General features: G+C 52.8%; 1 pseudogene. It reads right to left on the bottom strand.

What is annotated here, in order from left to right:
* Positions 1-239: 239 nt before the first annotated feature.
* Positions 240-326, bottom strand: a pseudogene (locus KI356_RS28655) (IS1 family transposase); the annotation flags it as partial.
* Positions 327-358: the final 32 nt, after the last annotated feature.

The following is a 358-nucleotide window of genomic DNA, read 5'->3' on the forward strand; positions in this document are numbered from 1 at the left end:
CTTCCCTGTTAAGTATCTTCCTGGCATCTTCCAGGAAATCTCCGCCCCGTTCGTAAGCCATTTCCGCTCGCCGCAGTCGAACGACCGAGCGTAGCGAGTCAGTGAGCGAGGAAGCGGAATATATCCTGTATCACATATTCTGCTGACGCACCGGTGCAGCCTTTTTTCTCCTGCCACATGAAGCACTTCACTGACACCCTCATCAGTGCCAACATAGTAAGCCAGTATACACTCCGCTAGCGCTGATGTCCGGCGGTGCTTTTGCCGTTACGCACCACCCCGTCAGTAGCTGAACAGGAGGGACAGCTGATAGAAACAGAAGCCACTGGAGCACCTCAAAAACACCATCATACACTAA

This window comes from Bacillus hominis (genome assembly GCF_018332515.1).
Taxonomy (GTDB): Bacteria; Bacillota; Bacilli; order Bacillales; family Bacillaceae_G; genus Bacillus_A; species Bacillus_A hominis.